The organism is Ruegeria sp. R13_0, assembly GCF_017743995.1.
Lineage (GTDB): Bacteria > Pseudomonadota > Alphaproteobacteria > Rhodobacterales > Rhodobacteraceae > Ruegeria.
The window spans coordinates 213135-235445 of record NZ_JAGHRB010000009.1 but is presented as its reverse complement, the minus strand read 5'-3'; the positions used below and the strand labels follow the sequence as shown (position 1 = coordinate 235445).

General features: G+C 57.0%; 21 protein-coding genes. 11 read left to right on the top strand and 10 right to left on the bottom strand.

What is annotated here, in order from left to right:
* Positions 1-25 precede the first annotated feature (25 nt).
* Entirely contained in the window at positions 26-871 is an 846-nt protein-coding gene (gene mazG, locus J7394_RS13870) for a nucleoside triphosphate pyrophosphohydrolase (RefSeq protein WP_209253845.1), read from the bottom strand.
* A gap of 66 nt (positions 872-937) precedes the next feature.
* Between mazG and J7394_RS13865 the strand changes: the two genes are divergently transcribed.
* The 4 genes from J7394_RS13865 (at position 938) to J7394_RS13850 (ending at position 4591) form a co-directional block, all read left to right on the top strand.
* The gene (locus J7394_RS13865) at positions 938-2101 is read left to right on the top strand and encodes a M20 aminoacylase family protein (protein WP_209253824.1); all 1164 of its coding nucleotides are present in this window, start codon (positions 938-940) and stop codon (positions 2099-2101) included.
* An 11-nt stretch (positions 2102-2112) separates the two neighbouring features.
* Positions 2113-3087 (top strand): agmatinase, encoded by a 975-nt coding sequence (gene speB / locus J7394_RS13860; RefSeq protein ID WP_170483447.1) that lies wholly within the window; start codon positions 2113-2115, stop codon positions 3085-3087.
* 89 nt (positions 3088-3176) lie between these two features.
* Positions 3177-4124 carry an agmatinase gene (gene speB, locus J7394_RS13855; RefSeq protein WP_209253823.1) on the top strand — a complete coding sequence of 316 codons (948 nt, stop codon included), beginning with the start codon at positions 3177-3179 and terminating at the stop codon, positions 4122-4124.
* 65 nt (positions 4125-4189) lie between these two features.
* Complete coding sequence (locus J7394_RS13850; RefSeq protein ID WP_209253822.1) at positions 4190-4591, top strand: DUF1499 domain-containing protein; 402 nt, start codon at positions 4190-4192, stop codon at positions 4589-4591.
* A gap of 7 nt (positions 4592-4598) precedes the next feature.
* Here the strand turns inward: J7394_RS13850 and J7394_RS13845 are convergent, their stop codons facing one another.
* Complete coding sequence (locus J7394_RS13845; RefSeq protein ID WP_209253821.1) at positions 4599-4880, bottom strand: hypothetical protein; 282 nt, start codon at positions 4878-4880, stop codon at positions 4599-4601.
* A 63-nt stretch (positions 4881-4943) separates the two neighbouring features.
* On the opposite strand from J7394_RS13845, the gene prfA reads away from it, so the two are divergent.
* The 3 genes from prfA (at position 4944) to J7394_RS13830 (ending at position 7664) form a co-directional block, all read left to right on the top strand.
* Positions 4944-5999 carry a peptide chain release factor 1 gene (prfA, locus tag J7394_RS13840; RefSeq protein ID WP_209253820.1) on the top strand — a complete coding sequence of 352 codons (1056 nt, stop codon included), beginning with the start codon at positions 4944-4946 and terminating at the stop codon, positions 5997-5999.
* Complete coding sequence (gene prmC / locus J7394_RS13835; RefSeq protein WP_209253819.1) at positions 5996-6841, top strand: peptide chain release factor N(5)-glutamine methyltransferase; 846 nt, start codon at positions 5996-5998, stop codon at positions 6839-6841. The genes prfA and prmC overlap by 4 nt, the downstream gene beginning before the upstream one ends.
* A 241-nt stretch (positions 6842-7082) precedes the next feature.
* A complete protein-coding gene (locus J7394_RS13830; protein WP_209253817.1) occupies positions 7083-7664 on the top strand; it encodes a DUF4167 domain-containing protein in 582 nt (193 codons plus the stop codon).
* A gap of 559 nt (positions 7665-8223) precedes the next feature.
* On the opposite strand, the gene J7394_RS13825 is transcribed toward J7394_RS13830, so the two are convergent.
* The 3 genes from J7394_RS13825 to J7394_RS13815 all read right to left on the bottom strand — a co-directional run bounded on the left by J7394_RS13825 (position 8224) and on the right by J7394_RS13815 (position 11509).
* A complete protein-coding gene (locus J7394_RS13825) occupies positions 8224-9216 on the bottom strand; it encodes an MBL fold metallo-hydrolase (RefSeq protein ID WP_209253815.1) in 993 nt (330 codons plus the stop codon).
* Between the two features lie 121 nt (positions 9217-9337).
* Complete coding sequence (locus J7394_RS13820) at positions 9338-10240, bottom strand: LuxR C-terminal-related transcriptional regulator (RefSeq protein WP_371812013.1); 903 nt, start codon at positions 10238-10240, stop codon at positions 9338-9340.
* 978 nt (positions 10241-11218) lie between these two features.
* The gene (locus tag J7394_RS13815) at positions 11219-11509 is read right to left on the bottom strand and encodes a hypothetical protein (RefSeq protein WP_209253812.1); all 291 of its coding nucleotides are present in this window, start codon (positions 11507-11509) and stop codon (positions 11219-11221) included.
* A 57-nt stretch (positions 11510-11566) separates the two neighbouring features.
* Between J7394_RS13815 and J7394_RS13810 the strand changes: the two genes are divergently transcribed.
* On the top strand, positions 11567-14947 hold the full coding sequence (locus J7394_RS13810; protein ID WP_209253811.1) for a hypothetical protein: 3381 nt from the start codon (positions 11567-11569) through the stop codon (positions 14945-14947).
* Between the two features lie 446 nt (positions 14948-15393).
* On the opposite strand, the gene J7394_RS13805 is transcribed toward J7394_RS13810, so the two are convergent.
* A complete protein-coding gene (locus J7394_RS13805) occupies positions 15394-15624 on the bottom strand; it encodes a hypothetical protein (protein ID WP_209253810.1) in 231 nt (76 codons plus the stop codon).
* A gap of 97 nt (positions 15625-15721) precedes the next feature.
* Positions 15722-17314 carry a hypothetical protein gene (locus J7394_RS13800; RefSeq protein ID WP_209253809.1) on the bottom strand — a complete coding sequence of 531 codons (1593 nt, stop codon included), beginning with the start codon at positions 17312-17314 and terminating at the stop codon, positions 15722-15724.
* Positions 17315-17477: 163 nt separating this feature from the next.
* Here J7394_RS13800 and J7394_RS13795 point away from each other — a divergent pair, with 163 nt between their 5' ends.
* Together J7394_RS13795 and J7394_RS13790 are read left to right on the top strand one after the other, a co-directional pair.
* The gene (locus J7394_RS13795; RefSeq protein ID WP_209253808.1) at positions 17478-17789 is read left to right on the top strand and encodes a hypothetical protein; all 312 of its coding nucleotides are present in this window, start codon (positions 17478-17480) and stop codon (positions 17787-17789) included.
* Positions 17790-17810: 21 nt separating this feature from the next.
* Positions 17811-18410 (top strand): HdeD family acid-resistance protein, encoded by a 600-nt coding sequence (locus J7394_RS13790; protein ID WP_209253806.1) that lies wholly within the window; start codon positions 17811-17813, stop codon positions 18408-18410.
* 262 nt (positions 18411-18672) lie between these two features.
* Here J7394_RS13790 and J7394_RS13785 read toward each other — a convergent pair whose 3' ends face one another.
* The 3 genes from J7394_RS13785 to J7394_RS13775 are packed head-to-tail and all read right to left on the bottom strand — an operon-like array spanning position 18673 to position 21148.
* Positions 18673-19863, bottom strand: coding sequence for a saccharopine dehydrogenase family protein (locus J7394_RS13785; protein WP_209253804.1), 1191 nt, complete (start codon positions 19861-19863; stop codon positions 18673-18675).
* On the bottom strand, positions 19860-20561 hold the full coding sequence (locus J7394_RS13780; protein WP_209253802.1) for a DUF4166 domain-containing protein: 702 nt from the start codon (positions 20559-20561) through the stop codon (positions 19860-19862). Before J7394_RS13780 ends, J7394_RS13785 begins: the two co-directional genes overlap by 4 nt.
* 41 nt (positions 20562-20602) lie before the next feature.
* Positions 20603-21148, bottom strand: a complete 546-nt coding sequence (locus J7394_RS13775) for a GbsR/MarR family transcriptional regulator (RefSeq protein ID WP_247748214.1) — start codon at positions 21146-21148, stop codon at positions 20603-20605.
* A gap of 168 nt (positions 21149-21316) precedes the next feature.
* Between J7394_RS13775 and J7394_RS13770 the strand changes: the two genes are divergently transcribed.
* Complete coding sequence (locus tag J7394_RS13770; RefSeq protein WP_209253798.1) at positions 21317-22309, top strand: alpha/beta fold hydrolase; 993 nt, start codon at positions 21317-21319, stop codon at positions 22307-22309.
* Positions 22310-22311: the final 2 nt, after the last annotated feature.

Genomic DNA, 22311 nt, shown 5'->3' with positions numbered 1-22311 from the left:
GTGTCACGCGACTTGTCCACCTGATTCAGGCCCCAACTGGCGGGAGTTTGCCATTGGCGCGATGTTCCTCGGTCTTCACCTCATCCCATAGCGCGTCCATCTCGGCCAGATCGCTTTGTGAGGGGGTCTTGCCTCGCGCGGCCAGACGAGCCTCGACCTGTTCAAAGCGGCGGGTGAACTTGGCGTTGGTGCGGCGCAAGGCGGCCTCGGGTTCGATCCCCAGATGCCGCCCGAGATTGACCATCACGAACAGCAGATCGCCGAATTCATCTTCGAGCGCGTCGGCGTCCTTGGCCTTGCGCGCTTCCTCCAATTCGGCGGCTTCTTCGGTGATCTTGGCGAGGACATGGCTGGCATCGGGCCAGTCGAATCCCACACGCGCCGCCCGTTTCTGCAGCTTATGCGCCCGCAGCAGGGCAGGAAGGTTGGCGGCCACGCCATCCAACGCACCTTTCTGTTCTTTGCCCGCGCGTTCGGCAGCCTTGATGGCTTCCCAATCCTTGGTTTGCTGGTCGGCGGACTTTTCACGAGATTCGTCGCCGAACACATGTGGGTGCCGGCTGACCATCTTGTCCGACATGGTGCGGACCACATCCTGAAAGGTGAAATGCCCCGCTTCCTCAGCCATTTGCGCGTGGAAGACGGATTGGAAGAGAAGGTCGCCCAGCTCTCCCTTCAGCTCATCATAGGCCTGCCGTTCAATGGCGTCGGCGACCTCATAGGCTTCCTCGATTGTGTAGGGGGCGATGGTGGCGAAATCCTGTTCGATGTCCCAGGGACAGCCGCTTTGCGGGTCGCGCAAGCGGCGCATGATTTCCAGCAGGCGCTCGATACCCGCATCGCTGTCATGGATCAGAGGATTTTCAGCCATTGCGAACCCTTTCGTTCCGGTGTCAGATGCATCCATTCCGCAGTCCCGATCAGGAGTCCACCCCAGATGCCCGTCGTCAACCGAATTGCCGATTTTGCCGCCGATATGGCCAAGTGGCGCCAGCACTTGCACACGATCCCTGAACTGGAGTTCGAATGCTACGAGACAGCCGCTTTCGTGGCAGAGCGTCTGCGCGAGTTCGGTGTGGATGAGCTGCACGAAGGCATCGCGAAAACCGGGATGGTGGCGATCATCAACGGACAGGCCGAGGGCCCGACCATCGGGTTGCGGGCCGATATGGACGCGCTGCCGATCCCCGAGGAGACGGGCGTTGAATACGCCTCGAAGAACCCCGGTAAGATGCATGCGTGCGGGCATGACGGGCACACCACGATGCTGTTGGGGGCTGCGCGCTACCTGGCCGAGACGCGGAATTTCGCGGGCCGTGTGGCACTGATCTTTCAACCGGCCGAAGAAGAAGGTGGCGGCGCGGACGTGATGGTGCAGGAAGGGATCATGGACCGGTTCGACATCTCTCAGGTCTATGGCATTCACAATGATCCGGGAAACCCCGAGGGGGCCTTCTACACCACCGCCGGGCCTTTGATGGCCGCTGTGGACACGTTCGAGATCCATGTGCAGGGGCAGGGCGGTCACGGAGCTTTGCCGCACCAGACCAAGGATCCGGTGATGGCGGCCTGCGGGATAGCGCAGGCGATCCAGACGATTGTCAGCCGGAACCACTATGCGGTGCAGGATCTGGTGATCTCCGTCACGCAGATTCACACCGGAACGGTGAACAATGTGATACCAGACACGGCTTACCTGAATGGCACCGTTCGCACATTTGACCCAACCGTTCAGAAGATGGTGATCGAGCGGATGGAGCAGATCGTGGCAGGCCAAGCGGCCTCATACGGGGTTGAGGCGACGCTGGACTATCAGATCGGCTACCCGGCGACGATCAATGACGCCGAGAAAACGGCCTTTGCCGCAGATGTGGCGCGCGAGGTCTCGGGCGAGGACCGCGTCGTCGATAATATGGGCCGCGATATGGGGGCCGAGGATTTCTCATACATGCTGCAGGCGCGTCCGGGGGCGTATCTGTTTCTGGGTCAGGGTGAGGGCGCCGGGCTGCACCACCCGAAATACAACTTCAACGATGATATCGCGCCGGTCGGGGCCTCGTTCTTTGCCCGGATCGTGGAAAAGGCGCAGCCGCTGGGCTGAGGGGACAAGACATGGCACTGGAAGATGCAAAACATCAGGTCGATGAGGCTTTTACCAACCCCGACCTAAAGGGCCTGTCCTATGAGAACACCTTTGGCGGCGCGACCTCGTTCCTACGGCGGCTTTACACCAAGGATCTGAAGGGCGTCGATATCGCTGTCACCGGCGTACCCTTTGACCAAGCGGTAACGAACCGCCCCGGCACAAGGCTGGGCCCCCGCGCGATCCGCGAGGCAAGCGCCTTGCAATCCCCCGATGCCCCCTATGGTTGGCCCTTTGACGCGCTGAGCGAGCTGGCGATCGTCGACTATGGCGATATGGCCTATGACTACGCCAATATCCCGGCCTTTCCGGACACGCTGACCGATCATATCCGCACGATTCTGGCGGCTGACGTGGCCTCGGTCACCTTGGGCGGGGATCACTATATCAGCTTTCCGATCCTGAAAGCCTATGCCGAGAAATTCGGGCCCATGTCGCTGCTGCAATTCGATGCGCATACGGACACCTGGGCCGATGATGATATGTCCCGCGTCGATCACGGGACCATGTTTTACAAGGCGGTGAAATCGGGGATCGTGGACCCGAAACGCTCGGTTCAGGTTGGTATCCGCACCAGCAACGAGGATACGCTTGGCGTCAATATCATCGACGCGCGCGAGGTCTACGAATCCGGCCCCGCTGCCGTGGCGCAGAAGATCAAATCCATTCTCGGCGACCGTCCTGTGTATCTGAGCTTCGATATCGACGGGTTGGACCCGGCCTTTGCGCCGGGGACCGGCACGCCGGTTTGGGGCGGTTTGTCCTCGATTCAGGCGCAGATCATTCTGCGCGACATCGCCGGGATCAACATCAAGGGTGGAGATGTGGTCGAGGTCTCTCCGCCCTATGACACATCCGGGGCGACGGCGATTGCGGGCGCGCATGTGGCCACGCAGATCATCTGCCTTCTGGGGTGGAACCGGCTGATGGCCGAGAAAAAGTAAACGCGGATCGATGTGTGTTAACCAATGGTTAGCCAAGTTTCCGGTATGTGCTGAGAAACGTGATCTGATGGGATGGGAACCAACCGCACATGACTGAATTTAATCAACCGATCAGCGGCAATGATCTGGCGCGGTTCTCCGGGCCGAACACGTTCATGCGGTTGCCGCAGGCGACCTCGCTGGCGGGGCTGGACGTGGCGCTGTTGGGGATACCGATGGATATCGGCACCTCGTGGCGGTCCGGTACGCGGTTCGGACCCAAGCAAATCCGCAGCGAAAGCGCGATGATCCGGCCCTATAACATGGCTACATCCGCGGCCCCGTTTGATACGTTGCAGATTGCCGATATCGGCGATCTGGCGATCAATACGTTTTCGCTGTCGGAAAGCCTCAAGATCATCAAGGACAGCTATGACGGTATCCTTGCGCAGAATGTGGTCCCTGTGGCGATGGGCGGAGATCACTCCATCACCCTGCCGATCCTGCGCGCGATTGCGGCGAAACACGGGCCGGTCGCCCTGGTGCATGTGGATGCCCATGCGGATGTAAACGACGAGATGTTTGGCGAGCGTGAGACCCATGGCACCGTTTTCCGCCGCGCCTATGAGGAAAAGCTGATCGTTCCCGACAAGACCTTTCAGATCGGCATTCGCGGTTCGGGCTATGCCTCAACCGACTTTACCGAGGCGCAGGGCTGGGGCTTCCAACAATTCCCTGCATGGGAGTTGTGGCAGCAGAACCTCACGCAGATCGGCTCGCAAATCCGCAAGACGGTCGGCGATCACCCGGTCTACATCACCTATGACATCGACAGTTTGGACCCGGCCTACGCCCCTGGCACCGGCACGCCCGAGATCGGAGGGCTGACAACCCCGCAAGCGCTGCAGCTGATCCACGCGCTGCAAGGGGTGAACGTGGTGGGCTGCGATCTGGTCGAGGTCTCTCCGCCCTACGACCCGTCGGGGAACACGGCGCTGACGGCGGCCAATCTTCTGTTCGAGCTTCTGTGCATCCTGCCCGGTGTGACGTCACGGTAGCTGGCCGGGTTTGCCTTGAAACCGCATCTGTTCCGCATAGGGTTCAGCAAAAGGATAGGGACGGAATGAAACGCATGCTGATTTTGGGTGTTGTTGGTCTGGTGATCGCACTAGGGGCCTATATCCGGCTTGCGCCCTCCGATCCGGCGGACTGGCATACCGCCCCTCAGGCCGAGACCAACCAGGATCTGCAAGGCGGCGTACTGCGCGTGGTCGAAACAGGGCCAGAGGGGTTGGCGAGGCTAGATGCCATTGCCCGCAACGCGCCGCGTACAACTGTTCTGGCTGGGTCGGTGGGTGAGGGGCGGATCACCTATATCACCCGCACCAAGATCATCGGCTTTCCCGACTACACCACGGTCCAGCAGGGCGGAGACGTGTTGCGCATCCATGGCCGCTTGCGCTTTGGTCGCAAGGATTTCGGGGTGAACAAGGCCCGCGTTGATGGGTGGCTGTCGCAGATGTAGGCGGCGTTTAGGACGCGGATGTCTTGAGGGTCTGATCCAGATCGGGCCAGTCCAAATCTGACGACAAACACCCTTCCTGCACCTCGCGCCACATCGGCACATTCAACGACATCTGGCATTGCGCGGTGAAAATCCGGCCATCAACCTGCAGGCAGATCATTTGCCCCAACTCGATCCGCGAGCCTGACTTGTCGGTGCAGTAGCAATCGCGAACCTTGCCATCTGGCCCGACATAGTCGGCCCTGGCAGGTAGTGCGAACAGCGATAAAACGAAAACCAACCCCTTCATGGCGGCGAGCTTAGCACAAGGCTGGCCCTTGACCAAAGCCCCAGATTAAGAGACACCCGCCGGATGATCCCCGAAGAACGCCTTGAGCAGATAACCCAGCGATTCCAATACCTCGAAGCCGCCATGGCCGATGGCACCTCGGGCGGGGACATTGCGACCCTGGCCAAAGAATATTCTGACCTCAAACCGGTGGTCGATCAGATCCTGTCCTGGCGTCAGCTGGTCTCGGATCTGGCTGAGGCCGAGGCGATGCTGGCCGATCCGGATATGAAAGAACTGGCCGAAGAGGAAATCCCCCAGCTTCAGTCCCGTATCCCCGAAGCCGAACATGCGCTGCAACTGGCGCTGCTGCCCAAGGACGCGGCGGATGCGCGACCGGCCATGCTGGAAATCCGTCCCGGCACCGGCGGGGATGAGGCGGCGTTGTTCGCCGGGGACCTACTGCGCATGTACCAACGCTATGCCGAGGCACGGGGATGGCAGTTCGAGATCATCGAAGAACAGGCCTCGGATCTTGGCGGCATCAAAGAGGTCGTCGCCCATATCAAAGGCGACAATGTCTTTGCGCGGATGAAATACGAATCCGGCGTGCATCGGGTGCAACGCGTGCCCGAAACCGAAAGCGGCGGACGGATTCACACCTCGGCTGCAACGGTCGCGGTTCTGCCCGAGGCCGAGGATGTAGACATCCAGATCGACGCCAATGACATTCGCATTGATACGATGCGGTCGTCCGGCGCCGGAGGGCAGCACGTGAACACCACCGACTCGGCCGTGCGGATTACCCACTTGCCGACCGGTCTCGTGGTGACCAGCTCTGAGAAGTCGCAACACCGCAACCGCGAGATCGCGATGCAGGTGCTGAAAACTCGCCTCTATGATCTGGAACGGCAGCGGATCGACAGCGAACGCTCGGCGGATCGGGCCAGTCAGGTGGGTTCAGGCGATCGGTCCGAGCGGATCCGGACTTATAACTTCCCACAAGGCCGGATGACGGACCATCGCATCAACCTGACGCTCTACAAGCTGGATCAGGTCATGCAGGGCGATCTGGATGAGGTGATCGACGCGCTGACCGCGGATGATCAGGCCCGGCTGCTGGCCGAGATGGCACAATGATAGCGGCCTTGACCGCCGCCAAGGCGATGGCTGCCGCAACAGCCCGCCTGCGCGCTGCCGGTGTCAATGACCCGGCCCGCGATGCGCGGGTTCTGCTGGCCCATGCGGCCCGAATTGAGGCCAGCCGCGTCACTCTGATCGCGCCAGAGGAATTGTCGCCCGAAATTGCCGAACGCTATGAGCAACTGGTGTCGCTGCGCGCGATCCGGGTGCCTGTGTCGCATCTGCTGGGGGAACGTGAGTTCTACGGTCGCAATTTCCGCGTCAGCCGCGATGTGCTGGACCCGCGCCCGGAGACCGAAACGCTGATCGAAGCCGCGTTGAGCGAGCCATTTGACCATGTTCTGGACCTCGGGGTCGGCTCAGGCTGCATCCTGGTGACGCTGCTGGCCGAACGCGCCAGCGCCACGGGCCTGGGGGCAGATCTGAGCGAAGCGGCCTGTTTACAGGCAAGCGCCAACGCGGTTCAGCATAACGTACAGGACCGGGCCGAGATTTTGCGCTCGGATTGGTTCGAGCGGATTGAAGGGCAGTTCGACCTCATCGTCTCGAACCCGCCCTATATTGCGCTGTCAGAAATGCAGGATCTGTCGCCCGAAGTACGCGAGCATGAACCGCGCATGGCTTTGACCGATGAAGGGGACGGGCTGGACGCTTATCGCCGGATCGCGGCGGGTGCACCTGATTTCCTGATGGCGGGCGGGCGCTTGCTGGTTGAAATCGGGCCGACACAGGCCAAGGACGTGTCCGCCTTGTTCGACGCCGCTGGCTTGTCGGATATCCGCGTCATCCCTGATCTGGATGGGCGCGACCGTGTTGTTTTGGGCAGAATTCCGGGTTGAACACAGCGTTAGAGGCCGAAAAGCGCCGGTCTTTGTAAAAAAGCTGCGAAATATCCCAGAAACCTCTTGTCTGAGGCGGCAGGACATGTTTACTCAGAGCTGGTCGGAGAGGTTGACGCTGGTTCAGCGCACCCCTGACGCCAAGCCCAAAAAAGCCGATGACACGTTACGGGACAGGCCTCTGAGCAGCGTAAGGTACGGGTTGATCGGCAGCGAATTGATAAGGCTGACGTAAAGTAAGATGAGATCTTCCAAATCCCGCTCGCGGGCCAAAAATAACCGCAATCGTCCTTCTGGCGGCAACGTCGTCAACCGGGTGTTCGACAGCTCGGGCCCCGAGGGTAAGGTGCGTGGCACACCGCAGCAGATCATTGACAAATACAACCAGCTTGCGCGCGACGCACAGCTGTCCAACGACCGTGTCGCGGCTGAGAACTTTCAGCAACACGCCGAACACTATTTGCGGATGCTGAGCGAGGCGCAGCGCGAGATTGAAGCGCGCCGCGAAGAGCAGGAGCGCCAGAACCGCGAACGTCAGGCCGAACGCGACCGTGAACGCGCCGAGCGTCAGGAACGTGAAGCCGCACGTCAGGCCGACCCGGCCGAGGCGCCACAGCCAGATGTAATGGATTTCAGCGCGCCTGAACCTGCACCGGAAAGCGGGTTGGTTGAGACCCCTGAGAGCAAAGACAAAGGTGCTCAGGCGTCTGAGAAGAAGGAAAAGCCGCCGCGTAAACCGCGTGCGCCGCGCAAGCCCAAAGCTGCAACGGCGGCTGAGGAAGCGCCAAAACCCGATGGGGATGCGCCCGAAGCAGCCGAGTAAGCTCGGCACGGATTCGAAGAAAACCCCGGTTTGATCTGACACATGCCATGAGATTGAACCAACCAACAAAATAGCCTGTCGCGTTTATCGCGGCAGGCTTTGCTTTTGAACAACTTGGTCCGTCGATCGTTCTGGGCCAAGTCCTGAGAGATTTTTTTCGGTGTGACTCATGGCTGGCTTGAATTAACGCTCGTGCGCCTGCCCTGATGCGAGAAGCGGAGAAAACCGCGTTTTCCTCTTCTGCTCAGGATAGCTTGGCTAATTTATCTTGGACGCAAGGTTGATGTACGTAACGGTGATGAATCCGCGGGTGTTCCTTTGAACTCACTTCTAACGGTAAGGTTTTTTGCGTTCCGGTCGGAAAAACGTTTCAAGGAGGAACCGCGCGGAACAAGGTTTCGATGGTAGGCTTAAATGAAAAAAGGGCCGCGATCCTTTAATTCGACTGAAATTCGCCAACCTAGAGCAATTTCGGTATCTATAGAACGGCCAGAGTAAGAACTCGCTGGCCGTTCCACTGAGTGGCGCACCTATGGTGTCAAGGGCGCTGAGCCAGTGTTTACCCCGTCTGGGCGTGGTTGCCAAAATACATGAACTCTTTGTCCATTCCTGCAACGTCCGCTGCGTTTAGCGACAGGCTTGCGCTGTCCAACAACTTGTAGCTGGGTTGGGATTTCACCCACTCATCCGCGTCCTGCAAGGTTGTCAGGGTATAGCTGGTGGTCTCGCTCAGATAATGTGTTGGAATGATAACCTTTGGGTTCAGGCGGGACACGATATCATCGCCCTGGCCATAGCTGAGGATATGCTGAGATCCGTCTACCGGCAGGGTCAGGATGTCGATTTCCCCTATGGCGTCCCAGAACTCTTGCGGTGGGTTGTGCCGATTGTCACCCCAAATCAGAGTTCGCAGCCCACCGGCCTCGATCACATAGACCACCATGTCCATATGGCTGACGTTATTAGGCGGGCAGGCTTCAACGCCAAACTCAGCCAAGGCATTTGTCCAATTGTACCAACCCGGAGCCTTGCACGCATGTTTATCGGCAAACCCCGTGATCTTGATATCGGCAAACTCAAAGTTTCCAACCATTCGGTCGAGCACCATGGTTGAGACCGGACGGTGAATGGCATCGTGGTCAAAATGCGTGTGAGTGGACATACAGATGTCCACTGGCACCTCGGGGAATTCATTCTTGAACCACAGTCCCCAGGCACCGGACGGATCGTCGCGCCATGGGTCGAACAAAACTGTCGCCCCGCCCGGCGAGGTGAATTTCAGCGCGCAATGGCCGTAAAAGTCGATCCCCAGATCACCATCGACAGAAGTGCCGGTGGTTTTCTGCAACTCGATGACGCCATTGTTGTTGCCTGGCTGAGTCCAGTCGGTCGATTGCGCCTGAGCCGATGTGCTGGACCACAAAGACGCAGCTCCACCGACCCCTGCTGCTCCGGCGGCCATGAAAAATGAGCGTCTCGACAGGCCTGGCGTCAGATTGTCTTTTTTGCCATTTACCAATGTCGGTTCAAGCTTTAGGTCTTCTCGTTCCATTTCGTGTTTCCCTGTTGTTGCCCAGCACCCGGATTGGCGCCATGGACAAAAGGGTAACAACAGTATTCGGTCAGATGAGTGCCAGAAAACCAAGAGTATACCATGGGGATTGCCCCCATGTTTATTGCAAGGACAGCAGCTTGCTACGCAGGTTCTGACCTGTTTTCCGCAAGCCCAGTTTCTTGCGTATGTTGTTGCGATGAAACTCAATTGTACTCGGTTCACGCGACAGAACCTGAGCAATGTCTTTTGTGGTCTGGCCACGCATGATCATTTGGGCGATGTCCTGCTCGGACGGGGTCAGTTGTTCGAACACATCCCGCTTTTCGTCGGTCATCGAGGCGGTGATGGATCTTAGATTCTCTTCAAGAATATCCAAATAGACCAGCGCCGCGTCGTTTCCTGCGACCCGGCTGCGCAGCTTGGCAAAGGTCGGTGCGACAACGCCTTTGATCTGTCGCATAATGTTCTGATCATAGTCATCGCGCGACCGCTCGACGCTTTGGAGCAAAACGCGTAGGGCTATATTTGCCTCTTCCAGCTCGGCCGTGCGTTCTTCGACACGTGTTTCCAGTTGATCCAGACTTTCCTGAAGCTGTCGTTCAAGCTGAACGCGCCGGTCCGCTTCGACAAGCAGTTTGAGATCCGCTTCGATCACGCGGGCAAACTCTTTCAGCCCTTCGCGGAACATCAGAGCACGTCGGTTCCGTTTCGAATCCAAAACGCAGATTGTTCCAAATACAGACCCGTCCGGCCAATAGAGCGGGTAGCCGACATAGAAACTCATACCGTGTTCCATGTCGTCATTGTCCGCCCATCGGGGATCGTGTTGTGCGTCTTCCACCACCAATTCGCCCTGTTCCAGAACGCCATGGCAGTAAAGTTTTTCGTTCAGCCTGAAACACAGCCCAACGTCATAAGGGTGGTCCGCAGTGTCGTTGCTGACGAAGACTGAGTGATCGGGGGCGCGGGTGCGCATCACTAGACTGGCAGGCACATCCGCCAGTCTAGCGATGAGGTTCACAATTCTCTGCCAGTTATCGATTGTTTCTTTCGGTATATTCAACATTGGCGAAACAGCACCCCTTGTAATTGCTGTCTTGGTGCCACCATCACCAATCCCAAGCATCGGAACAACTAGAACAAGCCGATTGCCCTTCGATCAAGCCCTATTGCTTCAGCTATTCGTTCACCATTTGAACAAGACATATGTGCTGCAAACTGGGGCCCGAAGTCACAAAATAACGGAGTTCGACACCGGTCCTTTCCCCTGCCAAGCACTAAGCCAAAGAATCTTTGAGAAAACCGTGGTTACTTTTTCGAGTACGCGCAGCGACCAGCAAAAACACGGCTCTAGCGACCTTCGTAGTCCAGTTTGGTTACGAGGTGTTTTAACCTGTGGGCCATCCCATGGCTTTTTTTAGCAGTACTCAATGAAAAGGCAAAAATTCAGTTTTTTGAAAGTTGGCCATTAGAAGACGAAATCAAAGGGCTAGTGTGATCACGATTTGCAACTCCGGCGAGCCAAAGGCGCGCGTTCATGGTGGGGATTCGGACTCGGGCGACGATCGCAGCAATGCAGGTGGGTGGTGAAGGGCTCTTGTGGCCGCCGGTGTTACTGGCTGCATGCGCGGTAAAATTGTTCTGAAAACCGGGTTTCGCGTCAGAATTGCGTGACATTCGACAGCTCCCGCTGTGCGGAAATGGCACGGCGTTCATTGCTCCAAATGCCTTTCCGCGTGCCGCTGCAGGCGGCACTTGATTGACATTTTGGGGATTTTGGCGCAAAATAATAGCATATTTAATCGTTATTAACCTTATTTGAAATTTGCATATCACGCTTGGTCGCAATTGGTGCAAAGCGCTCTTTTTGGCGCAATTCCCAAGTGAAATCAGCAGAAGTTCATATTTAAATCGGAGGCTTGTTTCAGCTATGCCTAGTCAATTTCAATTTGTTTTTGGTCGTGTCATTCAGAAGGAAAACGGTCAACCGGTACACGGACTATTGGTCAAGATTCGCGCCGTTTTTGGCAACGCCTGGCACCAGCGAGATGACTGTAAGATCGACTTGGGGTGTGTATTGACGGCCGCTGATGGCCGATTTGTGCTCACAGTAGATCCGTCCAAATTCCCTGAGGATTGCCGATGCGAAGGCCCCATGGAACTTCGGATGAAGCTGCTTGATCGTGATGGAACGCGCATTCACAAGGCCCGGCTCAAGGTGGATGTCTGTTCCTGCAGCGAAGGCATCAATTTCGATGTTGCCGTTCCGGCAGAAGAGCTCATTTGCCACCTGAACCGCCCGTTAAGCTGGGTTGCACCCGACAAGCCATTTTTGCCAGACAGTATCTTGGATGACATAGAGGAAGCACTTGAGCTTGTGGATGCTGGACGGTTGCAGCGAAAGCGCGTGGACCTCTTTGAGTGCGTTCGCCCAACGCTTGCGATCTTCGGCAATGCGCTTGATGACGCATGGCATGTTCTGAACGGCAATATTGCTGCCAAGGGGCGATATGTGGATGTGCTCAATGCCCTTTGCGCCACTTCGTCAAAGGGTTGCAACTGTAACGGCGCGTCCGGCGAGGATGCTGGAACCGTGTTGCTGGATATATTTGACGATGACTGCAATGACGACGACTGCAAACCGGTCAAATCCAAACATAAATCGGCCTGCTGTTCCGACCATGTCTGTCCGACTGGAAAATCCCTGATCGCCGACGAAGATATTAGCCTTATGGCATTCGCAGCCATGCATGTGTCCTGCGGTCACCGACCAACAATGGTCAAATATGTCGGTGCGCTGTTGGAGCAACTATGTCGTTTCCAAGTGTTAACCGCGCTACACGAAGCAGCCGTCAACCTGATCTGCAAAAAGCCTCATTCAGAGCGGCACTTTATTGATTTGTTGGAATACGTGCTGTGTATCTGCACCGATCAGGCCCACTGCGGTCAGGTACCTTGCTGCCACCTCTGTGTCCGTCAGCCCATTTTGGATTGCATCACAGATGCCTATCGGAACTGGTGCGGTATCGACTGCTACACCGTGACCGAGATCAACCCACAGCGTGCTTGCCCTGGTGATACTGTCGCTATTTGCGGATGCGGCTTTGGCGAAATAGCTGGGAAGGTGCAGTTCACTCAGCATGGAACGATGAATCCCGGCCCGATTGCGGTGCCGACCTCATGGTCGGACAAACGCATCTGCGTGGTCGTGCCCACCAGTGCGGGGTGCGGATTGACGATCATCCCGCCTGCTCAGACCATCAACGTCTGTGATCGTTTTCTGGACTACCGCATAAGCGGAAAGATGTTGGCTGAGTTCGAAGGAACAAGCGCTGATATCCTCAAGTTCATCGTCAAAGGGCATCAAAATGACGACTGTCTGTTGCCTGGCGAGGTCCTCAAAATCCGCTGGAAAGTTTGTGCCGCAGACACTGTGACAGTTCGCATCGTGAACACCGAGACCGGTGCTGTCATTGCACAGATTGCACCGGCCCCTGATCTGGGGCGTTGGGACTTTGATCAAACCGATTTCAATCAGACGACAAAGGTACGTGTCGAAATCGTCGCGACCGGGCAATGCAAACCAGCTACCGTCAGTCAGGGTCTGGACCTTGTCTTCCAGAACCCGCCGGACCTGTCCATCGACGGGATAGAGGTAACGCAGGCGATCCAGTATTACCGTGCCGCCCAGCATCTGACTGATCCGGCTGATCGCGGCCCAGACAACTCGTTGCAACTGGTGGCCAATAAATCGGCCTGGGTTCGGACTTACTTGCGCAGCGGACAGGATCCGAGTTTCGACAACGGGCAACTCAGCAATGTCGGCGGCACACTTCAAGTGGAACGCCGGGTTGGCGGAGTTTGGTCCACGGTGGCCAACATCCCACCGTTCAACGCCCCAATGACGGCCCAGGACAGTTTTTCCAGCTATGATGCAGAGCGGCGCGATATCGATGCGACTCTGAACTTCATCATCCCGGCAAATGTTATGACAGGGCTATTGCGTCTTTCGATCACCGTCTCTTCGCCGGATGATTGCTATGGCGGTAGTGACACAGCCCAACAGCTTGTCGATGTCGACCTTGAGCAAGAGTTGCGCGTTGCGGCCGTCACGATCGGCTATCAAGGCCCGCCAATGGGTGGCGGAGCGAATATTACGTTGCCAGCACCCAACGCAGCGCAGGTGGCCGCTGACACCAGTTTTGCGCTTCGGGTCTTCCCGGTGGGCAGTACACCCAACGTGCGGATCATCGACAGTCAGACCACAACACAGGGGCTGACAAACAATATGTTCCCGGCGGGTGGATGCGATCCCAACTGGACACCAATCCTCAATTTCGTGGCCAATGCGCGCACGAATGACGGCAATCAGGGCGATTGGCTTTATTATGGTCTGGTGAATGCGGCGATCCCGCGCTCGCATGGCAACACAGGATGCGCCAGCGGCGGCAACGGTGCCGGCCTGTCCAACAATCCGGTCACGCTCGCGCATGAATTGGGCCATCAGGCGGGCCTGCCGCATGCCCCATGCGGTGCGGTTGGCACACCGAACGCGAGCTATCCGCTGTACGAACCCTATGATACCGGTATGACAACAACCAATTCCAGCGGCAATACAGTCTATTCGGATGCGAGCATCGGCGAATACGGTCTCGACACAAATGACGGGACCATACACCGACCGGCTAACAGCGAGGATCTGATGGGCTATTGCGGCCCACGTTGGGTTTCGATCTTTACGCATAACTACATGCTGAACCGTGCCGAATTTGACCCCGTTGCACTGGCAACTGGTGTCTCTGGCGGCAATGCGACAGGGGCAGGTGACATGGAAGTCGACCGGCAAGACCAAATACGTTCATTCGTGACGATTGTCGGAGCGCTTGACAAAGACATGCAAGCATCGGTTGCAAGCCTCGTGCGGGTTCCAACGCGACCCCTAAGGATGTCTGGCGCGCGCACTGATCTTGTTATCCAATTGCTCGGTGACAACGACGAGGTGATCTCATCTGCGCCCGTCTTCACTATGGATACGCACGACGCCAATGGTGATGGCTGCGGTTGCGGCGGGGGCGGCAAAAAGGATCCGGCTGAACCGCCCTACAACTTCATTGCGGCAATGGGTGATGTCGACCTCGGAACTGCAATTCGAATTTGCCAGGGCGATACGACCCTATGGGAACGCAAACGCCCGGCGCGGCCCATTCAACTAGCATCGGCCGAAGCAAGTATTGGCAAATCTGGTCTAAAGGTTTCCTGGAAAACGAATGGAGCCAAACGAGGCTACGCCCCTGATGTTTGGCTGCAATGGTCCGCTGATGGCGAACGCTGGAACGGCCTGACGGTTGGTGTGACGGGCAACTCAGTGGAGATCGACCCAGCCATCATCCCTGCCGACAAAGTCAGGATCAGGGTTCTGGCGCATGACGGCTATTCCACCGCGACGGCCGACACCAAGCCAGTCAAACTGCCCGTGGCGCCGCCCGAGCTTGCCATCATTCATCCCTTAGAGGGTCAGGTGGTGCGTGCAGACCGGCCGCTACACCTCTGGGGCACATTCACAGGGCGAACCGCAGTAAAGTCTGTTGAATGGTATCTGGACGGTAAAAAGGTCGCGAAAGATCTGGATGCCTGGGTCGACGCACTCAAACCGGGTGAGCATGTGGCGGAACTGCGCGCAAAAGGTGCGAACCCGGTAGCCGTCAAGTTTTCTACAGGTGCACGCTAGTGGACCACTTTTGATGTGCGACAGGAAATACCAATTCAATGATCGCATCCAAGGCCAACGCCTGAAGTTTGGCACGCGTTGGCCCACTATAGATTTCGTCGCGTGGATCGGAACGTCGGCGGGTTGGCCCGAAACCTCTAGGCCATAAGGCGCGTTCATCCGTTTTCTTGTTTCTCCGCGAAAGGTCGAAGACCTTTTGCGCGAACGCCGGATCGGCGTGAACTAGGATGCTGGCTGCACTCGTTTTGTCCTTTGGTCGGTCGCTTTGCGGACGGTTTCGCCTTCTTGTCCGTCAATGTCGCCCATCAGGAAGCTTCTGCACGGCACCTGTACCGGCACCGAAGTTCCGAAATGGGCCGATCACAGTTGAAAACTGATTGAACGGCTAGCAGACACACAACATCCGGACAGGAAGCAGCAGTCACGGCTTTGAAAACAAGGACTGCCTATTCCAGAAAACCATCGATGGTCGAGGCGACATCAACGGCGGTTTTCACATCGGATATGCTGGTATTCTCGAAGGCACTGCCACTTTCGACACTTGGCCTGAGCCGCTCATATATGGACAGAATGTCCTCTTCCAGTTTGGCTGGCTTGTTGTCGGACCAGCCAGCCTTGGTCTTTGCGATGTCGGTTGCAAGTTTCATCAGATCAAGGCGCTGAGGCAGAGTAAGCATTGGTTGTTTCCGGGTCTGGCTGCGATGTCAGAACTTTCCTATGTGCAACGACCCTATGGGCAGAGTGAGTCACTGTTAAATCCCCATCTGCAGGACCTCAGTCCAGCGCCCCAGATGTGCGCAGCGCCTCGGTCATTTGGTCTGAAATGTCCGACGGCACGTGCCAGATCGTGTATAGCGTCCGGATAAACCGGTCTACATCAGGAATTTTGGTCTTCAGAGCCAAAAGGGCCGAATTCAGATCGGCATCCGGTTCCGTGTAAGGAACGCACATAAGTTCAAGCACTTCAGAACCGTTCCACATGCCACCACCGACCTTGCGGGCTGCTGAACGCGCGCCGCTGTAATCGCCGTTAATGAAACAGATCAGAAACGTGCTTGCGTGATACCAGCCGGGCGGGTTCGGGCTCAGCTCAATCGCGCGGGCGCTCAGTCTTGCGGCCTGTTCGAGATCGCCGCGCAGGGCGAAGCAGGCCGCCAGATCGGCCAACATGTCCGGATAGTTCGGATTGGCGCGCAAGGCCTTCGCGGCGGCTTCTTCAAAGCTTTCGAACTCGCCGCGATGAAAGTGGGTCAGAAACAACGCGTGTTGGCCGGTGGCATTCAGCGGATCCAAAGCGACCGACCGCTGCGCGGCCTCCAGCGCGCGATCGAAGGGTGGAGGCGATTTACGAAAATTAAAACCGCCGCGCACTTCATCCCCGTAGACAATCGCAAGCATTCCCCACGCCCCGGCATATTCGGGATCAATCTCAACGGCGCGCTCCAGCAGATCGCGAACCTTCTTGTGTTTTTCAGCCGTAGGCTCACGCCAGTATTCGCTGGCCAGCAACCTGCACTGATAGGCGTCCAGTGTATGCGTCTGCGCGCTGCGCTGCACGGCACCCGTTCGATGGATTACCCCATGGGGTTCCGCGATTTCCGTGGCGATCCGGGCTGCGATGTCGTCCTGAATTTCAAACAGGCTGTCCGCGCTTAGGTCGCGATCATACGTGTCGGTGGAAACCTGTTGGCCGGTTTCCGCGTCAATCAGCTGGGCGGTCACGCGCAGCTTATCGTTCCAATGACGCACGCTACCTTCAACCAGATACTGCACATCCAGTTCGCTGCCGACTGCGCGCGGATCGCGGCCGCGCCCACGAAAGCGAAAGGTTACGTGCCGAGACAATACGCTCACCTCGCGAAACCGGGCGATGGCCGAGATGACCTCTTCGGTAAATCCGTCGGCCAGATACTCCTGAGACGGGTCTCCGCTCAGGTTGTCAAAGGGCATCACCGCCACTGCGACCCGGCTGGTCGTCGCCGGGGGCGGGCTGGCATCCGCCCGGCGCTCGGGATCAAATGCGATCTCAAACACCGGCGCGTAGGACCCCTTGGGAATGTGAATCCTCACCGGGTCTTCACGCCCTTCCTGAGCGTAATAAAGATCCAGCCGGCTGCGCATTTTGTTGGCTTGAACCCGGACGATCGTGTCGATGGTGGGGTCGAAATCCTCGGGTTTGTCGAACACGTCAATACCGATCGCATAGCCTTTCAGCGTCTCAGACCGGCCGGCCAGCGCTTCGTCGACAATATGCGACAGAAAACGGTTCAGACGCGTGGTATCCGCGAAATGCGGGCTGACGAGGATGCGCTTCAGCTGTTCCTGAATGGCGCGTGGATCTATGGCAGAGCTTACTTCGGCAAGCATGTTTCCCTCCGTCGTTCAACTTTGTCCGATGAGAGGCCGCGTCACAAGGCTGCGCGGTGGTTTAACCGTGACTCACTCGGACGCAGGGTCGGGATTTGCGAGGGTCCGGGTCATGGCGCTCAAACGGGCCCAGCAAACATATGACCCATGAAAGGACTGAACCATGACAACGTTTTCCGAATTCGTACAGAAAGCCAAAGACGACTATGCTCGTGTCGAAGACGAGCTGAAATCGTTCGAACAGAAGGTCAAGGACGCGGGCGAAGCGACTGACAAGTGGACCCAGGAGCAGGTAACAAAGCTGCAATCCGATCTGCAGGAAGCAAAAGACAAGGTCACCGACCTTGCCGATCGCATCCAGCAAGAAGGCGAAGACGCCGTAACGGACGCGCATGATCAGGCAAAGAACCATTGGGAGGCCCTGCACGCCGCCGTTGCCGCCTATCGCGATCACCTCGACAAATCGGTCGCCTGAACCCTGATCCCGGAGTTCGATATGACTGATTCAGTTAATGAAACCGTGCCGAAACCCGCATTGATGGAAGGGGCAGCCGGCTGGCAACCTCGACCGCCTTGGCTGATCGTATTCGGCATCGCAATGCTCTGTGCGGGGCTGTGCGCCATAGCCTTCCCGCTTATGTCCACCCTGGCCGTCGAAGCCTTTATCGGTGTGGCACTGTTGGTCGGAGGCACCGTTACCGCGATTCACGCCTTTGCGGAGAAGGCGTGGAAAGGGTTCTTCTGGCTATTGGCCATTGGAGTTCTAAACCTGCTTGCAGGTCTTGTCCTGTTGTTTGATCCGTTTGGCGGCGTTCTGGCACTGACCCTAGCGCTTGGTATGGTCTTTCTGGTCGAAGGCGTGTTGCGGATCGTGATTGCCATTCGATCGCGTCACGAGCGGCCCATGGCGCTGATGATTGCGTCCGGTGCGATGGCCCTCCTGCTTGGAGGCCTGATCCTGAGCGGTATCGTCAATGGCACGTCCCTTGTTTTGCTGGGGGTTCTTGCCGGCCTGAATCTGATATTTGCCGGTGTGTCCCTGATCAACTTGGGGCGGTCGCAGCGGTCCTCGGCGCAGGAGGGCTCACAAAACTAAGCCGGTCCCGGTGGACGCGGAATGGCAGGGGCTTCTGATGCTCCTGCTTTCCGTTGTCACTTGGGCTATGCGGTTAGCCGCGCCGCGTGGGCGAGCGAATGCTGCGCCAAAAAAGTCCGAGAATCCAATGTCAAAAATCCGCCATCTGTAACGTCGTCTAGCGGTTGAACTTCCGCACGCAGTGGACGGCTTTTTGGTGGGTCGCGCCGGAGCACCAAGGGTGTGCGACGAAGGTTCGAAACCGGTCGACATCTTGAATTGTTCACACTTCGCGTCGCGGCCCTTTCAAGGGGTCGCCGGGTTTTGGCCATGCCCGTCTGTGTTTCATGCGCTTTCGGGTTTTCACCTTCTCGAGGATCAAAGGCTCACTGATTGGACAGTCGATGATATCAGTGTGGATTTCCAAATCCGCCAATGCACCCTCAACCAGAGGCCTTGGCAACTCTGCCAGGCAAGGCCGTGCACCCGCCTCTATGTTTTTATGTTCTCTTGAGATCGCGCGACACATGACTCCGGGTACAAAGGGACCGTGCCCTTTTTCCGCGATCAGCTTCCATGTCCGGGTTACGCTCTGACCGTTTGACGTCCCGGAAACACGGACCAACATACCGCCGCGGTCGCTGCCGAGGGGGTAAAGCGCTTTGGACAGGATGTAGAGTGCTGAATATGCCAGACTTGGCATCTCGAAGCGCCCGTGCTGTCTGAGTTTAGCCAACAGATGCAGGGTCCAGTTCATTAATGGCAGTTCTAAACCTGCACGAAACATGACGCTTTTTGCGCCTGTTCTTTCGGGAAGAAGCATGTTGTCTGGAACCTCGACGCTATAACCTGCGCGTCTCATACCCGGTTCCAGTTCATAAATTTTGCGATCTGTCCATCCGATGGCGACCTGCCAAGCGCCGTCGCGCCACACGTGGTACGGCCTTCCCACTCCGCTCACGATACTCTTGATGACAGACATGCCTCTTGGCGCTCGGTTGCCCGGCAGGATGGCAATATCGATAAGGTCGACTTCATCGAGGGGTTCGATCAATTCCTCAACGATACAGGAGGAGAGGCCGGGTACGCTGGATGCCCCTGACAGCAAAAATACACCTGCTACCTTCGCTTTTGCGTTTAGCGTAGTGATACCTTTCGTGAACGTGGCGCTGTCCGACAGGTCTAGATAGTTGCAGCCATGCGCAATGCAGAGCCTTGGGACTGTGTAGGGATCTGCGCCATAATGTTGAAAAGGCCCTGCTGCATCAATGACCACGTCCGGCGCGACCTCGAAAAGTGCTTGCGGTGCTTTGCGGATGTCCAGTTTCATATTCTGCGCGCCGAGTTCTTGAGCCAGCGCGCGGCCCTTTTCAGGGTGTCGCCCCGCCAGCCAAAGCTGATGACCGTCACGAGCCAGCAATCGGGCCGTCAGGGATCCGAAGACACCGTATCCTCCAATAATTACGACCTTCATGACGGGATGCCCCTGACGATCTCAGCATCCTGGAAGGTCGCGTCCTGCCAGATCAGCCGTCCAAAAAGCGGGTGCGCCAACTCCAAGGTGAATCGAAATTGCCCGTGCCCGAGTTCTTCGTGACCAACCACCAGCCTCCCGGGTTCGGCCCATTTTGGTATCGGAACCCGCCTTTGGCCCAGTTTCAGGAAATATCGGTCGCTGACGAAATAGAGACCGTTCGTTGTGCTTTCGAGCTTCAGCGAGATGCCAATACCGAAACCGATATACTCTTCCAATCCGGTCGGACCGGCAAATCGCTTAGAGCTGCCAACCATCTGGGGAAACCCTGCGGCCCGGCCATATTGCCGTATCCAAAACTGCCCGCCTGTTGCCGGGTCTTCGGTGACTGTTACGACCGCAGATCGACCGATAGAGGTACGATCAAATGGCAACGGTGCTCCAATGGCGCGCAACGCAAGGGCCAGCGCGCGCCCAACGGTATTCATCTGCATCTGAGTCACGCGGCCCTGATAGGCAAGGCTGGCATCATCCATAAGTCGTTTGCTGAATCGGCGTTGGATTGCCCTTGGCAAACGTGTCCAGGCGGCTGCTCCCAGCAGGTTTTTGAAACGAAGATCCTGGTTACTGGATAAATCAGATTGCGTTTGAATCGGCTTCCTACGGGGTAGGGAGGGCTTGTCTCTAGTTTCGAACATTCTGTTTTTTCCGTCATGAGAGAAATAGATAGTCAAATTTTTTAGCTGCTCTTTTTACCCCCGGCGAAGTTGAGAAGCGAAACAACTTTGGTGCCCATTTTCATCAACATCACCAACTTAGGACGAGGTACCGTCAGCATATCGCGGAACCATGTGTCGGCCGTTGCCAAAAACTCCTGCATGTCTTGCATCCGCCGCAGCGCAGTTGGGTCCAGTCCGCTTTCAGTTTCTGCTTGAGCCACGCAGGCACGCAGGGCTTGTGTCGCCGGATCAATCTCGCGTTCTTTGCGTCCCTGAGCGATCCGGATTCCCATTTCCCAGACATCCACCTCGGCCTCATAGTGCTCGCGCCGGTCTCCTGGAACGGGTACGCGCCGAATAAGCCGCCAGCTCACGAGTTCCTTGAGCGAGTTCGAAACATTCGATCGCGCGATGCCCAACGCCTCAGCAATTTGCTCGGCATTCAGGGGGTTGGAGCTTAAATAGAGGAGCGCGTGAATCTGAGCCACAGAACGATTGACGCCCCATTGATTGCCCATGTCGCCCCAATACAGGATGAACTTGCTTGCGGCGTCGGATTTGGTCATGTCTATAATTTCTGTCATGACAGAAATATCAGCAAAAACGATAGAGAAGTCAAGGCCAGCATTTTAGTCTCTCTCCATAATGCGACACGCGTCATCAGGGATTCCCCACTTGTCTTTGGACCAAGGGATGCAATTGTGGGTCCGAAATTAAACTGAGCACTAAGATTTATGAGCAAATGGATTCTTCGTAGTGTCGTCTCTTTACTGACGCTTCTTTTGATTGTGATTTTGGCATTTCGAGGGGCTGCATTTCATCGTGAAACAGTGCCGTTTGCTGCAGGGCTGCCCGACGAGGGCCGGCTTCTTGAAACGACTGAAGGCTCGTTTTTCATTCTCGAAACAGGAAGTGCAGAGAATCCTCGCGTTCTGTTTGCTCATGGCACGGCCGCATGGTCAGCGATTTGGCGCGAAACCATGTATGAGTTGTCGAAGGCCGACTATTTTGCCTCAGCATTCGATATGCCGCCCTTTGGCTGGTCCGAGTATCCTGACGGAAATGACTTCGATAGATCAACGCAGGCTGACCGTGTCATTGCGCTGTTGGAAACCTTAGACGACAATCCAATCATAGTCGCCCATTCAGTTGGCGCGGGCCCAGTATCGGAAGCCGTATTGAGGCGACCTGATTTGGTCACCGGTTTCGTGATTGTGGCGGGGGCGATTGGGCTTAGCGATCGTGACAATTCGAAACAACCGCCGGTAGTACTGCGCAATTCGGTCCTTCGAGAGTATTTGACGGCGGCAACAGCCTCGAACCCATTGCTGACCCGAAAATTCCTGCGGGACTTCATGCATCGCGATGACACTGCAACGCCCGATGTGGTAGAAGTGCTGCAAGAACCTATCGTTCGCGAAGGCTATACACGCGCTGTTTCCAATTGGATCCCGGAACTGTTTACAACCCCCGACCATGCAGTCAGCCTGAAGCCGACGGCTTGGTCCGCGCTTGACCTCCCTGTGGCGTTGATTTGGGGGGCTAACGACACGGTCACACCGGTTTCTCAGGGCAAGGAACTCGCATCACTTGTCCCGAATTCGACACTCACGATTATGAAAGATGTCGGCCACATCCCTCACCTCGAAGCGCCTGCAGACTTTTCAGCAGAGCTTGTTTTCGTGTTGAATCGCATGACGCAGCCCCACAAAGAGGAGCGTGAATAGAT